The following is a 14,538-nucleotide window of genomic DNA, read 5'->3' on the forward strand; positions in this document are numbered from 1 at the left end:
CACCGAACCTTAGCAGCATGAGAGAATTGGGGTGACAACGCCTTCCGCCACCGGGAGCTGCTGCGATGATGGGTTGAAATTATCAGTTCCTTCGGTTACATAGGGGAAAGCTTATGGGAGAGTGAGATGAGAATCAAAGATATCGCGGCAGCAGCCGGTGTTTCGACGGCAACGGTTTCCAGGGTTTTGAGTGGCAAACAACATGTGCGCCCGGAGGTCCAGGAAAAGGTGCTGGACGTCATTAAGGAAATGAATTATTCCCCGAACCGGGCGGCCGCAGCCTGCGTTCGAAAAAATCCAGTTCGATCGGGCTGATCGTCGCTGATATTCAGAACCCGTTTTTCGCGTCCCTCTGCCGGGCGGTCGAGGATGTCGCTCAGGACAACAATTTCAGCGTCATTTTGTGCAATACGGATGAAAATCCGGAGAAAGAGCGCAATTATCTCGAACTGATGCAGAATGAAAACGCGGCTGGAATCATTCTTGCCCCCACTGGCCAGTTAGCGGATCATTTTCCCCAGCAGCTGGCTGATGTCTGCCCCATGGTGATCATCGACCGGAAAATAACCGGCGCGGCCGTGGACAGCGTCGTGATTGATAATGTGACCGCCGCCCAGCAATTGACCAGTCATATGCTCCAGCATGGGTATCGCCGGATCGCCGGTTTGTTCGGTGTCCACAGTGTCACCGCCGGGATCGCCGGCGCGGCTTCAATCTGGCTTTTGCGGATGCCGGGATCGTCCCGGAGGAGGAGTTGATCATTGATCTGCCGGCCAGGGGAAGCGGACGGGCATGCCGCGGTCAGCCGGCTTCTTGAACGCAGTGATCCGCCCGATGCCATTCTCACCAGTAGCGGTTTGTTGGCCGGGGGAGCGTTTCGGGCCATTCGCGATAAAGAAATCGCCGTTCCCGAGCAACTGGCCTTTGCGACTTTTGACGAGTCGCCATGGACGGCCATGACCCGCCCGGCCATCACGGTGATTGAACAACCGACCTACGCCATCGGCCAGACGGCCGGAGAGATGTTGTTCAAACGCATTCTTGACCCGACCCGGCCGACCCGCCAGGTGGTATTGTCAAGCCGGCTCTTGGTTCGCCACTCCTGCGGCTGTTAGCCCGCCTGATCCCTGGAATCCAGAACCTGTCTGATTACATTCAGCAGCTCCGAAACTTCCAGCGGTTTGGCACAGAACGCGGCAATATTGAGTTCGCGGGCGGCTTCCGGAGGAATTCCGGAGCTGTAGCCGCTGCAGATGACCACCGGCAGCTGCGGGTTTATTTTATGGGCTTCCCCGGGTCAATTCGAGCCCGGTTAGTCCCGGCATACTCTGATCGCTCAAGATCAGGTCAAACTGCCGGGGGTTCTGTCTGATCCTTTCCAGGGCCTGGAGACTGTCGATCTCCACCGTGACTGCATAGCCTTTATCCTCAAAAATTGTGCGATTGAGTTCGGCCAGCATCTGATCATCTTCAACGATGAGGATGGCTTCCTGGCCGCGCATCACCGGCATGGCTTCTTGGTCCGGTTGGGTTTCGCAGGAATCATTGGTGGCGGGAAAGAAGAGCGAAAAAGTCGAGCCCTTTCCGGGCTCACTCTCGACCCGGATCAACCCGTCGTGCTGTTCAACAATCCCTTTGACCGTGGACAACCCCATGCCGGTCCCTTCATCGACCCCCTTGGTCGTAAAAAACGGGTCGAATATCCGTTCAATGGTCTCGGCCGTCATTCCGCAGCCATTATCAGAGACCGCCACGCAGGCATATCTGCCCGGAGTCAGGTTTGACTTGAGCGGCAGGTCCTGGAGCTTCAGTTCCGCGCTGCGCAGGGACAGTTGCAGGTCGCCGTGTTCATTCATGGCATGGACCGCATTGGTGCAGAGATTGATCAGGGCTTCCTGAATCCGGGTCGGATCGGCGAGAATCGTCAGGGGGGGATTCTGCTCGGTCAGGGAGAAGTTGAAATTAACGGTAGACGGCATGGTTGATTGCAGCAGACTGAGTGTTTCCTGGATGATCGCCGCCGGTTGTACGGGTCTTTTTTGTTGGGGATCCTGGCGGCTGTAGGTGGCAATCTGGCGGACCAGTTCCCGGGCGCGATGAACTCCGGTGCGGGCGTTTTCCAGGTATTGCAGCACGTTGGGATGATTGCCGAGCTTGGCTGTGGCCAGTTGCAGGTTGCCGAGAATAATGGCCAGATTGTTGTTGAAGTTATGGGCCATGCCTCCGGCCAGCAGGCCGATGGCTTCCATCTTATATTTCTGCTGCAGCTGACTTTCCAACTGTCGGTTGGTCTGTTCGGCCTGCTTACGTTCTGAAATATCGCGGGCCGTCGCCAGCAGGAATTTTTCGCCATTCAAATCGACCACCGAGGTATTGATTTCAACCGGGAAGGACTCACCCGATTTTTTGACGTGAATCGTTTCAAAGATCATCTGCTTGTGTTCAAGCAGGTGGCGTCTGATTTGCGCGGCTCCGTATTTGCGGGCCTCTTCGGCCGCTGAAATATCCTGCGGGGAAAGCTTGAGCAGTTCTTCCCTGGTATAGCCGTAGCGTTTCAGGGCCATGTCGTTGACTTCGACAAAATGGTTGAATCCTTCGTTCCGGTAGCGGTGCAGGAAGACCGCATCGTTCTGATTGTTGAGGAGGGCGCGGTATTTAGCCTCTTTTTCGCGCAGAATGTCTTCGTTTTGCTTCTGCTGCGAGATATCCTGAATGGCCCCAAAGATGATCTCGCGTCCTTCCAGGGCAAATCTGTGGGCTTTCAGCCAGACCGGGAAGGTCTTTCCGTGACGGGTGACAAAAGTATCCTCACGCAGGGTCGCGGAGCGATCGCTCTGTTCCTTGAGTCGGCTGTTGGCCTGCGGTGATGAATCCGGTCGGGCATGATGAAGTATACTTTGCGGCCGGCCTCTGAGCTCCTCCGGGGTCCATCCGGTCATCTCGGCCAGCGCCTGGTTGCATTCAAGGATCTCTTTGCTGGCGGCATCGACCAGGGCGAAACCGATAGTGGCCTGGTCGAACAGCATGCGGTATTTATGCTCGGATGTTTCGGCCCGCTGGCGGGCCATCAGTTCGAGGTCAAAGCGCTTTTTCAGAAACAGGTAGGAGAATAACAGCAGTAAGGATCCCGCCAGCCAGATAATGATGCGGCCGGTCAGATGGGTTCCGCTCATCTTGGCATAAGCCTGCTGGTAGGGCTGCATGGGAATGCTGACACTGATCCCGCCGCGAATATCTCCAGGCTGATAACCCTGTCGAGCATGGCATTTCAGACAGCTGTCCTCGGTGATCATCGGATACATCAGGCGCAGGTATTGCTGGTTGCGGATGGTCGTGACCGTGCTGACTTCGTGTTCCCCCTGATGAAAGCGGTGCAGGGCCTGCTCCTCCCACGGATCCGGAGCGTTCCCCGGGCGCAGTGGTTTGAGGCTGGTGATATGGCCTTTGGCGCCGAACTGCACCTCGGCTAAATCATAGACTTGGCGGGTCATATAGGCAGGGTTGACCAGGGTCAGAACCGTCCCGTCGGCCAGGGCCAGATCTCGGTCGGGAAGATGGGAAAGATAGGGGTTGGCTGGGGTGTAGTCGGATGTTTTGACATAAACGCCACCCTGTTTGGCGACCCAACGTCGGTAAACGAGGTCCTTGTTGTAACTGCCTTTGGCTTCGGCTTTGGCCAGGTTGTTGACCGTCAACAGCTCCGATTGACGATCCTGCCAGCCCAAAAGGACGATCAACAGACTCCACAGGAAAAATCCCGCAATCCAGAGCAGTCTCAGTCGTCGAGAAGTCATGTCCCATCCTTCCTACCGATATTGGTAATAATCTGGAGGAGTGAATAAGTCTTTGGCATTTGGGGCTTCCTGAAAGACATCCCAGGCAGCAGTCGCTTTTTTGATTCTTCTAATTTTTACAGTATATTGTTGCAATTAGGATGAGAAATCAATAAAAATTTAAAATAAACTAATGGTTGAGAGAGAGGGCCGCTTTCAAGGCGGCTCGCGAGAAGGTTCTTTGTTCGCTACAAATGGCGTGCTTGCCGGCTTGCCCAGTCCTGGGCGGGGACTACAAACGCCCGCAACGAAATGCTGAGCTGCGGGCGTCTGCAATTGGGCAATTTTAAAACGGTACGATTAGCCGGGCTGATAATCGAGGGTTGGGCCGGTGTTCCGAAGGGAGAAGCGTTGCAACATCTCCCGCAGCTGGGCCGCCTGCCCGGATAGCTGTTCGGCGGCAGCGGCGCTTTCTTCGGCACTGGCCGTATTCTGCTGGGTGACCTGATCGATCTGGGTCAGTCCGGTGGTTACTTCATTGATCCCCTGGGCCTGTTCATTGGCGGCGGCCGCGATCTCCTCGAGCAGAACGGAGACCTCGGTCGTTCCATTCATGATCTCTTTCAGCGCCTCCGCGGTTTGTCTGGCGATCAGGGTGCCCTGGCCGGTCAGCGACACGGAGCCCTTGATGAGTGCGGTTGTTTCCTCGGCCGCTTTGGCGCTACGTGCCGCCAGATTGCGCACTTCTTCGGCGACTACGGCAAACCCCTTGCCATGCTGACCGGCACGGGCTGCCTCGACAGCCGCGTTCAGGGCCAGCAAATTGGTCTGGAAGGCAATTTCTTCGATCACCTTGATGATTTTGCTGATGTCCTGGCCGGACCGTTCGATCTCTTCCATGGCCGCGAGCATCTCCACCATCTGCTGATTGCCTTTTTCGGCAGCCTGCTGTGCAGCACTCGACAGCTGATTGGCCGAACCCGCGTTTTCCGCACTGTTGCGGACCTGACTGGTCATTTCATTCATCGATGCCGTGACCTCTTCCAGGGAAGCAGCTGACTCTGTCGCTCCCTGCGAGAGGGACTGACTGGCATCGGCGACCTGGCTCGACCCGGAGGCGATCTGTTCGCCGGCCACCTGGATGCCGCTGACCATTTCGCGCAGTCCGTTAACCATCAGTTTCAAGGCGTTGCCAAGCTGGTCCCTGGCCGAAGCAACCTTCACATCCTGAGTCAGGTCGCCTTCGGCAATGACTTCAGCCAAGCGGGCTTTCTCTTCCAGGTTGGCGGCCATGCGGTCGAGGGCGTTCCCCAGCCGACCGATTTCATCCTTACGGGCAAGGTTGAGGCGTTGCGAAAAATCGCCCAGGGCGATGTCGTCGGCCAGGGCAACGCCCTGTCTGATCGGTCGGCTCAGACTCCGGGTGATGACGAAACCGAGTAGAGCACCAATGACCATGGAACCGGCTACGACAATAATCTGCCAGAAGATGGCGCTGCTACTTGACTGTCGGCCGGTGATTTTGGCCAGGGTCATCTCGCCACCGGCAAGCTCTTCAATTTTGCTGAGAATTCCGGCGGCTTCTTCTCCTGCCAGGTCAAGGCGGCTCATAGTGGCTGCGGTCTCGGCGGTTTGCGTGATCAACTGGCGGCGGGCCTGCATCAGGTTGGTTGCGGCCGCTTCAAGTTTGCGATGATTGTTCTGCAACTCGACAACCATGGCTTTAACTTCGGGGCTGTCGGTGGCAATGACTTTCACCCCGTCGATTGTGCCACCGGTGGTGACGGCCGTTGCCATGGTATCGAATTCTGTCAGCAACGTTTGGTAGAATTGTTCCAATTGATCCAGTTCCGCGAGATTATTGGTCTGGGCGTATTCTTCGAGCAGAATCCTGGTTTTGGCAATGACGTATTTCATTTCCATGGCCATATCGGCAACGGGAATCTCTTCCCGCAGGATCGCTTGTCCGGCAAGGTCGAGATTTTCCTCCTTGATGCGGCGATTGACTTTTTCCGTGATCTTGGATTCGACCTCTTCCGCCGCTGAGCCGATCAGCTTGACCATGTCTTCGACGTTGCCCATGGCCTCTGTTTCGCTTGTTTTGATGGCCAGCAGGCGACGACCGTCTTCCATCAGTTCCTTGGCCGTTGTCTCATATTTTGCATCATGGATTTCAGCGGCTTTGCGGACCTGCTCCGCAAGCAATGGGTTATCGGTTTTTATAACCGCGACATCACCCATATGGCCGCCGTTGAGGATCGCCTCGACACCCTGATCAAAGGTCCGGGCGGCTTGCAGGTAGGCCTTTTCGAGGGTAGCCAGCTTGCTTTCATCCATGGTGGCCATAACCGCAGTGGCGGCATGGAATTCATCCATTGACGCCATTGCCTCCATCAGAGAGATTTTCATCTCCATTGATGCATCAACCACCGGGGCCTCTTCGTCGCTGATGACCGTCATGGAATGGCCGACGCTCTTTAACCCCGAATAGCCAACGATGCCTCCTGCCAGAATAAGGATCAGCATAATACCGAAACCGATGGTGAGCTTAAGGCCGATATTTAAGTCCTGCCATTTCATAAGCTTTCCCTCTCATTTTAATTAACGTTGATAGCCCTGATCTTGAGCACTCTAATTGAATCGGCATTGCTATATTAAATAGGAGGCTGGTTGGGTATTTTAATTATCTATAATATAAAAATCATTAATATTCAACGTTAAAGTTAGTTTTTGTTAATTTTTGGATGCTTTTCCCTTTCCCCCCAGTTTGATCTCCCTCGATTCTTGGCTTGATAATTATTTGCTCAATCATGGCTGAATCACCATCAGATCTGGGCTGAACGCAGGCGCTTACCCGGATGTGCAGAAGCTCGTCAGGCACTATGTGGTTTTTTCGGGAAGGAGAGATATGTATTTTTTTCTTGCATTTGATATTACTAATGTGTAGTTTTTGGTGAGTGCTCGCCAATGGAATTTTCTTCTTTCCCTGCTTCTGGAATTTCGGCAACTAACTATAATTATTATGAAATAATTATAGGACAGCATGACCCTGCTATATGAAAATGAAAACATGGAGATTTTTTAATGGAGTTTGCGCCTGAGATCAGCAGGTTTGCAAGCTGATATTAAAAATTTTAGCTTGCGGTTTTGAAGCTGTTTTTATTTCACGCCAAATGGATCGCTTTAGGGGGGAATAACCTGGCATGCTGAATATTCATTCAGAAGGAAATGGCGGATCGGCTGATCCTCTTTCTTCCATAATTCACTCTTTAACCGAACTCGTCCATCGCGCCGAAGATGATTTCCTGGCGCTGGGTGGACATCTGCAACAGGTCCAACTCCAGTCCGCCCGTCAGCGGCAACAGATTGCCGAATCCCTGACCCTATTTGAGAACCAGGAAAATAGTGGCGCATTGCAACGAGTGTCCACTTTTGTTGCCGACTGCCGCCGAAGTACCCGTTCTGCTCAGGAGAGCGCGGTTGCTCAACGCGATAATTTTGCCAAGATGATGAGCCTGGTCGAGCGTATTGCAGGGCAGGGTGATTCCCTTGACCGAGTCGGCTTGTTTCTGCATGTCATTGGTGTCAATGCCGGTATCGAGTGCGCGAGAAGTCAGCGCATGGAAGCGATGTTCAGGGTGGTATCAAAAGACACCATGGCTCTGGCAGCACAGATTCGTCAGTCGACAGCGACCTTAGTTGATAATGCCACGAGCGCTGGGGTGGAACAGAAACAGACCTTGGCCAAAGTGCAGAATAATATCGAGTCTCTTAACGAACTGGGGCAGCGTTCTGAAGAAACCACTCTGACCGCGTTTGCGAAGGCCCGTGAAATCATTGACCAAGCTCTGCTCATGGCAAATCAAGCGGAGCAAGCAGCAGCAAATATTACTGCCCAGGTTAACAATGTGATTATCGGCGTACAGTTTCATGACAACCTCAGACAGCGGGTTGAACATATCGCAAAGGCGTTACTGGAACGGCAGCCCGATTCAGGCGAATCCGCAGAAGAACGGCGGGGAAAAGAGTACCTGTTAATCGAGTTGCAAAAAGCACAACTGGATCAACTGATCGACGATCTCGGCCAACTGTATACAACCCAAACACAAGCTCTGGAAACAATCATTGCGGAAATCGCCGAATTGGAGCATGGGCTGGAACGGATGACCGAACAGCAATTGGCTGAAGCAACCCGGAATGACCCGTTAAGCGCCTTGCAGCACGGGTTAGCGGTTATGGCTCAGTTGAATGAGGATAGTCATCTGCTGGGAGAATCGATCGCACAGAGCGCACAGCGCGTCGGCGGTATAGCAGAAACAATTCAAGGTGCTATCGAAAACACCATTGCGTTGGCGACCCACGTCAAAATTAATGCCTTGAATGCCATCATCAAGGCCGCCAAGTTCGGTCGAAACGGGCTCGCTCTGCAAGTTTTGGCTGAAGGGATGGTTGGCGCGGCAAAGGATGCCCACGCCGCGAGCAATGCCTTTTACGACATTCTCGGGCAATTGGGCACGTTGACGCAGACCACCCGGGAGGGTGGAACTGCGGCCGCTGGTCCAGCGACTGGACAACCACAGCAATGTTTATTGGAACAGGCTGTTCATGATTTTAACGGGCGCATGTTTTCGGTCCGGAGCGAATGCAGGCAGTTGACGGAAAAACTGCAACGCGAGTTGCAGGCGCTGACTTTTATTCAGCGTTTGAAAGAAATGTTTGCGGAACATGGCAATTTGATTGCCGCCCATGCCGAAGCTCTGCACCCCGGAGATGAAGAGCTGGTGGCGCGCCTGCGGCAACAGTTTGGGCGCCAGTTGGAAGAGCGTTATACGATGGAGCAGGAGCGCAGCGTGCACCACGGAGTGATTCATCATGCACGGCTGAGTCAGGCCGTGGCTCCTTTCAGTACGCTGCCGCCGCAGCCAACTGAAAGCCCTGTCGAGATTGATTTGTGGGGGCTTGATGATTCGAGCGCACTCGATTCAGGGGGGCAGGAGAACGACAGTGAAACCGCAACAGAGCCTGGGCTCACCGGTTCCGTTGCCGTAGAACTGTTTTGCGACAACGACGAAAAGATCTCGGAATTGGATGAAAATAATAATGATAGCGAAGAGTTCGGGGCCAACGTCGAACTTTTTTGAACTTAGGAAATAAGGAGAAAAAACAATCATGGCAGCAACGATTTTAACCGTAGATGATTCAAAAAGTATCCGCCAAATGGTGTCTTTTACCCTTCAGCAAGCTGGATATCAGGTCCTTGAAGCCGGCGATGGTAAGGAAGCCATGGCGTTGTTGAATTCGCAGGTCAAGCTGGTTTTGTCAGATTTGAATATGCCGAATATGGACGGAATCGCCCTGATAAAAGAAATCCGCAGTACGCCGGGGTTTAAATTTTTACCGGTAATCATGCTGACGACGGAAAGCCAGGATTCCAGAAAGCAGGAAGGCCGTGCTGCCGGCGCAACCGGATGGATTGTCAAACCTTTTAATCCCGAGCAATTGCTCGCCGTGGTGAAAAAGGTTCTTGGCTAGGGGTCGGCTCAGCAGGTGATGCAAAACGGAGGGTACTATGCTTGCACTCAATGAGGAAGTCGCTTCCGACGGTGCTTTGGTCGTGAGCCTGGAGGGAGAAGCAACGGTGGAAAATCTCGACCAGGTAAAAGAGGCACTGTTGGCGGCACTCCTCAACCATGATCAGGTCCTGGTGAATTGCGACCGGCTTGAATCAATCGACATATTTTTCATCCAGCTGCTTTGCTCCGCTCATCGCACCGCAGTTGCCCAGGAAAAAAAATTCGCTCTTCTTGATTCTCTTCCGTCTTCCTTGCGTGACACCGTCAAAGTGGCTGGGTTTATTCGTCAACACGGCTGTCGTTCTGGTAGCGGCGGCGATCGGTATTGCTTGTGGATTTGATAAGCAGAACCGGCTTATTGGGTAAGGATATTTCATCATGATGGACCAGTACAGCCAAGCGTTTAAAGAGGAAGCTGAAGAACTCCTTGGAGAACTGGAAAGTTCCCTGCTCGAACTTGAGGAGACCCCGGACGACATGGACCTGGTGGCCAAGGTCTTCCGGGCTATGCATACCATTAAAGGCTCCGGGGCCATGTTCGGATTTGATGAAATTTCTCGTTTTACCCATGAAGTCGAAACCGTTTATGACCTGGTTCGCAACGGGAAGCTCCAGGTTTCCAAAGAGTTGATCAATCTTTCGCTCACCGCTCGCGATCATATTTGCAGCCTGCTGACCGATGGCGAAGGGAGGTCTGGCTCTGCAGGGAACGGAGAGGCGCTGATCGCATCTTTCCAAAACCTCATCCCCGGCAAGCCTGCAGCCCGACAGGAAGCCGTTGCTGCGCCGCCGGAACCGGAGGAGGCCGAAGGGGTGACCTATCGCATTCGTCTGACCCTTCCGGAAAATATTATCCTCAGCGGGACGCGTCCGGACAGTTTACTGCGTGAACTCAACGACCTGGGTTCCTGTCGGGTGATCGCTCAGGGAGATCGGATTCCATTGCTGGATGAACTCGCTCCGGAGAGCTGTCATGTGCACTGGGATCTCATTTTGACAACGGAGCGGGGCGTCAATGCGATCAAAGACGTCTTTATCTTTGTTGAAGAGGATATCGACCTGAAGATTGATGAGATTGACGATAGCTTGCTGCTGGATGAGGACCCTGACTATAAGCGTTTGGGTGAGATCCTGGTCGATCGTGGTGACCTGTCCCAGGACGATCTGAACGCCCTGCTGGCAGAAGCAAAACCCTTTGGCCAAAAACTCATTGATACCAGCAAGGTCCCGGCGGACAAGATCGAAGCTGCTTTGCAGGAACAGCAACTGGTTCGGACCGCCCGTAACCGAAGGCAATCCAGGGAGGCTGAAAGCAGTGTCCGGGTGCCTGCCGAACGCCTTGATGACCTGGTCAATATGGTTGGTGAACTGGTGACGGTTAAAGCCCGATTGGCTCGGGCTGCTGCGCTTCTGGGGAATTCTGAGCTCACGGAAATTGCCGAAGAAGTGGAGCGTTTGACCGACGAACTGCGCGACAACTCCTTGACCATGCGAATGTTACCGATTGGCGCAACTTTCAGTAAGTTCAAACGCTTGGTGCGCGACCTGGCCGCTGGTTTGGGCAAGAACGTGGAATTGAAAACCGAAGGGGCGGAGACCGAGATTGATAAAACAGTCATTGAAAAACTGAATGACCCGTTGGTGCACCTGATCAGGAACAGCCTCGATCATGGCATTGAGTCGCCTGAAGAAAGGACTGCCGCCGGTAAGCCGAAGGTCGGGACCGTTGTCATGACGGCCGGACACGTCGGCGATTATGTCGAAATTACCATTAAAGACGACGGTAGGGGGTTGGATCGAGAGACCCTCTTGGCCAAGGGGATCGAGCGGGGCCTGGTTGCAGCGGATGCCGAGTTGAGCGACCAACAGATCTTTGAGCTGATCTTTGCTGCCGGTTTTTCCACCGCCCGGAAAATTACCGATGTCTCTGGACGCGGGGTGGGGATGGATGTGGTCAAACAAGCCATTGATGGGTTACGCGGGGCCATCACCATTGCGAGCCAGCCACAGCAGGGAACGACGATTAACATCCGGCTTCCTCTGACTCTGGCAATTGTCGAAAGTCTGCTGGTGCGAATTGGTGACGAGGTTTACGCCATCCCGTTGTCCATCGTTGAAGAGTGTGTCGAGCTGGCCGAAGAAAAGATCGAAAACCAGGGTCGTCACCTGATCAATGTGCGGGGGAAGCTCGTCCCTTATATTCCTTTGCGAGAACAGTTTGCCATCAGCGGCCGGCCAGCGCGCTTTCAACAAATCATTATTACCCGGCTGCAGGGAAACCGGGTCGGTTTCGTGGTCGATCAGGTTATCGGTCAGCATCAGAGTGTCATCAAGACCCTCGGGCGCATGTATAAGGATTTGAAAGCGTTTTCCGGCGCGACCATTCTGGGAGACGGCCGCGTCGCTTTGATTCTCGATGTCAACCATCTGTTTCGGCAACTCGAGCAAGGCCAGGGGCAGTTTGGCACTGAGGCCAAAAGCGCCGCAATGGGACATTAACGGCCGAGCCCGTTGTGACCGGTCCATAGTTTTGTACGCGAACCAACAAGGAGTACCGCCATGGAAAAAGCCAACCTTATTGATGCCAATCAGTATCTCACCTTCAAGCTTGGAGATGAGGAATTCGGCCTGACTATCGCAAAAGTGCGCGAGGTGCTGGATTTTACCAGCCTGACCAAGGTTCCTCAAACCCCGGATTATATGTGTGGCGTGCTTAATCTGCGTGGCAGTGTCGTCCCGGTGGTCGATCTGAAATTGAAATTTGGCCTGCAGCAAACAGCGAGAACGGTGAACACCTGTATCATCATTGTCGAGATCGAAATTGATGGTGAAGTTACCGTACTGGGAATTCTGGCCGACGCTGTCCATGAGGTTGTGGAAATCGATGCCGAGCAGGTTGAGCCGGCGCCGAAAATTGGGACTCGGCTTGATACCGCTTTTATCCAGGGGATGGGGAAACTGGAGGACGATTTTGTGGTCATTCTTGATATCGACAAAGTTTTTTCTCTTGATGAGATTGCCGGAGTCAGGGCGGCTTGATCGACCAGGTAGACGCCTTTGCCTGTGACCGGAATTCCAACGTGATAAATGCAGGCAGAGCACGAATATTTAAACAGAGCAGGGTAAATTAAACGTACGCTTTGCATAGGGGAATGCATATGTTCGCAAAAATGAAGCTGGGTAAAAAAATCGGTGGTGGTTTTTTCGTTGTTCTGGTGTTGACTGGTGTCATCGCACTGACCGGATGGTTCGGGCTGGACAATGTTGTGCAACAGCAAGAGCAAATGTCCGAGATCGATGCCATTGTTAAACAGTTTCTCAATATTCGTGAAGATAACAAATCCTACATCATCACGGCAGATAAGCAGAATTATGAAAAGGCGGTGACCGAGGCCACAGAGCTCACGAGCCATATCCAGGGACTGCTTGGCCGTTATGAAGATCAGGGGATGCGGCAGGCACTGGAAAAAATTCAAGATGGGTTGAATCGTTATGGGAAGGGCATGAGCGAGTATGTTGCCCTGGATGACGAAAAAGCAGCTCTGTTTAAACGTTGGGGAGAGCTTGGCTGGTCATTCACTGATATCCTGGCCACCGTGACCCGGCAGGAAATCTCACCCAAGCTGCAACAGGCTATGGCCAATAACGATCTTAAGGAATATGCGAAGCTGTCGGACATCAAAGAGTTGTTGAAAGAGAATGTCCGGCAGGAATTTTTGTTGCTGCGGGTGAGTGCCGTTTATTTTGGCTGGCGGGCCGACGAAGACGCCTGGAACAAGTTTCAAAGTCAAGTGGATAAAGTTCGTTCCGGGCTTGTCAACTGGCAAAAGAGCGTGGCCGATTACCCGCAGATGGTGACGGCGGGGGCGAAAATAGCGTCCCTGGTCGACGAATATCTGCAGATTGGCAACACCTATCATCAGGCTTTCCTCGATCAGAACAAAAAGAATGATGAAATGTTGGCTGCCGCTGTCGGGGTCGGGACGCTTTCAGCTCAAGCCAGCAAGACCCAGCATGAGCATATGCAAGCCCAGGTCAACAGGTCTCAGCTGTTTATGGCCATATGTACGGGTGCATCGATTGCCGGCGGCATTTTTATCGCTTTCCTGATTACCCTCGGCGTTCTTAAGCAGATCGGTTGCGATCCGCTGGTGATTGCCGAAGTCAGTCGAAAGATCAGCAACGGAGACCTCACCGTGGCGATGGACTTGCCAGTGAAAAACGAAAATAGCGTTTATGCCATATTGAAAAAAATGGTCGAGAAACTGCAGGCGGTGGTCACCGATGTGACGATGGCTGCGCACAACGTTGCTGCAGGCAGTCAGCAGTTATCGGCCAGTTCGGAAGAGATGAGTCAGGGGGCTACGGAACAGGCGGCAGCTGCGGAAGAGGCATCCAGTTCCATGGAGGAGATGGCTGCTAATATTCGCCAGAATGCGGACAATGCCATGCAGACCGAACGAATTGCCGTCAAAAGTGCCGATGATGCCCGGACCGGAGGTGAATCCGTGGCCAAAACCGTTTCGGCAATGCGCGATATTGCAGGAAAAATATCCATTATTGAAGAGATTGCCCGGCAAACCAACTTGCTGGCTTTGAATGCGGCAATCGAAGCGGCCCGGGCCGGCGAGCATGGCAAAGGGTTTGCCGTTGTTGCTGCAGAAGTTCGGAAGCTGGCAGAGCGCAGCCAGAATGCCGCCGCTGAAATCAGCGAATTGTCGGCAAGCAGTGTCGAAGTTGCCGAGCAAGCCGGTGCCATGTTGGAACGGATGGTGCCGGATATTCAGCGGACTGCTGAACTGGTTCAGGAAATCACTGCCGCCAGCAAGGAACAGGATACCGGTGCCGAGCAGGTCAACCGGGCAATTATTCAGCTGGATCAGGTTATCCAGCAGAACGCCTCCGCTTCTGAAGAAATGGCTTCAACCGCCGAGGAATTGTCCAGTCAGGCTGAACAACTCCAGGAAACCATCGCCTTTTTCCAGATCAAATCGGAAAGTTCCGTTTTGAAATCACGGTCCCATGTGCCGCAGATTGGAAAACCCTCGGTCAAAATTGTTGAACAGCCGGCCAAGTTGAAAAAGGTGACGGCCGCAACTCAGGGATTAAATCTAGACATGGGCGGCGATGATCGGCTGGATGACGAATTTGAACGGTTTTAATCTGCAGCGGCAGTCGTAGGGGGGATGGTT

General features: G+C 53.4%; 11 protein-coding genes and 1 pseudogene. 9 read left to right on the plus strand and 3 right to left on the minus strand.

Annotated features, from left to right (window positions below; translation table 11 throughout):
- Nucleotides 1-126: 126 nt before the first annotated feature.
- Genes N909_RS26065 through N909_RS26075 form a run of 3 tightly spaced genes read left to right on the plus strand, consistent with a single transcriptional unit; the run spans nucleotide 127 to nucleotide 1,115 of the window.
- On the plus strand, nucleotides 127-315 hold the full coding sequence (locus N909_RS26065; RefSeq protein ID WP_211253990.1) for a LacI family DNA-binding transcriptional regulator: 189 nt from the start codon (nucleotides 127-129) through the stop codon (nucleotides 313-315).
- Between the two features lie 11 nt (nucleotides 316-326).
- Nucleotides 327-758: a type 1 periplasmic-binding domain-containing protein gene (locus tag N909_RS26070; protein WP_245613648.1), complete on the plus strand. Its 432-nt coding sequence runs from the start codon at nucleotides 327-329 to the stop codon at nucleotides 756-758.
- A gap of 3 nt (nucleotides 759-761) precedes the next feature.
- Nucleotides 762-1,115 (plus strand): substrate-binding domain-containing protein, encoded by a 354-nt coding sequence (locus N909_RS26075; protein WP_211253991.1) that lies wholly within the window; start codon nucleotides 762-764, stop codon nucleotides 1,113-1,115.
- On the opposite strand, the gene N909_RS25785 is transcribed toward N909_RS26075, so the two are convergent.
- From N909_RS25785 to N909_RS24835, 3 genes are all read right to left on the minus strand, one after another.
- Nucleotides 1,112-1,261: a hypothetical protein gene (locus N909_RS25785; RefSeq protein WP_155005994.1), complete on the minus strand. Its 150-nt coding sequence runs from the start codon at nucleotides 1,259-1,261 to the stop codon at nucleotides 1,112-1,114. The two genes, N909_RS26075 and N909_RS25785, sit on opposite strands and share 4 nt — an antisense overlap.
- A gap of 19 nt (nucleotides 1,262-1,280) precedes the next feature.
- Nucleotides 1,281-3,794 carry a hybrid sensor histidine kinase/response regulator gene (locus N909_RS0116965; RefSeq protein ID WP_029917329.1) on the minus strand — a complete coding sequence of 838 codons (2,514 nt, stop codon included), beginning with the start codon at nucleotides 3,792-3,794 and terminating at the stop codon, nucleotides 1,281-1,283.
- Nucleotides 3,795-4,133: 339 nt separating this feature from the next.
- On the minus strand, nucleotides 4,134-6,353 hold the full coding sequence (locus tag N909_RS24835; RefSeq protein ID WP_051689907.1) for a methyl-accepting chemotaxis protein: 2,220 nt from the start codon (nucleotides 6,351-6,353) through the stop codon (nucleotides 4,134-4,136).
- A 623-nt stretch (nucleotides 6,354-6,976) separates the two neighbouring features.
- Here N909_RS24835 and N909_RS0116980 point away from each other — a divergent pair.
- The 6 genes and pseudogenes from N909_RS0116980 to N909_RS26585 form a co-directional block, all read left to right on the plus strand.
- Entirely contained in the window at nucleotides 6,977-8,914 is a 1,938-nt protein-coding gene (locus N909_RS0116980; RefSeq protein WP_029917331.1) for a coiled-coil domain-containing protein, read from the plus strand.
- Between the two features lie 28 nt (nucleotides 8,915-8,942).
- Complete coding sequence (locus tag N909_RS0116985; protein ID WP_029917332.1) at nucleotides 8,943-9,305, plus strand: response regulator; 363 nt, start codon at nucleotides 8,943-8,945, stop codon at nucleotides 9,303-9,305.
- A gap of 37 nt (nucleotides 9,306-9,342) precedes the next feature.
- Nucleotides 9,343-9,687 (plus strand): STAS domain-containing protein, encoded by a 345-nt coding sequence (locus tag N909_RS24010; protein ID WP_029917333.1) that lies wholly within the window; start codon nucleotides 9,343-9,345, stop codon nucleotides 9,685-9,687.
- A 37-nt stretch (nucleotides 9,688-9,724) separates the two neighbouring features.
- Nucleotides 9,725-11,845: a chemotaxis protein CheA gene (locus N909_RS0116995; RefSeq protein WP_281174867.1), complete on the plus strand. Its 2,121-nt coding sequence runs from the start codon at nucleotides 9,725-9,727 to the stop codon at nucleotides 11,843-11,845.
- A 60-nt stretch (nucleotides 11,846-11,905) separates the two neighbouring features.
- Nucleotides 11,906-12,385, plus strand: a complete 480-nt coding sequence (locus N909_RS0117000) for a chemotaxis protein CheW (protein WP_029917335.1) — start codon at nucleotides 11,906-11,908, stop codon at nucleotides 12,383-12,385.
- 1,205 nt (nucleotides 12,386-13,590) lie between these two features.
- Nucleotides 13,591-14,172: pseudogene (locus N909_RS26585) on the plus strand (methyl-accepting chemotaxis protein); the annotation flags it as partial.
- Nucleotides 14,173-14,538 lie beyond the last annotated feature (366 nt).

The sequence above is a fragment of the Pelobacter seleniigenes DSM 18267 genome (assembly GCF_000711225.1).
Classification (GTDB): domain Bacteria; phylum Desulfobacterota; class Desulfuromonadia; order Desulfuromonadales; family Geopsychrobacteraceae; genus Seleniibacterium; species Seleniibacterium seleniigenes.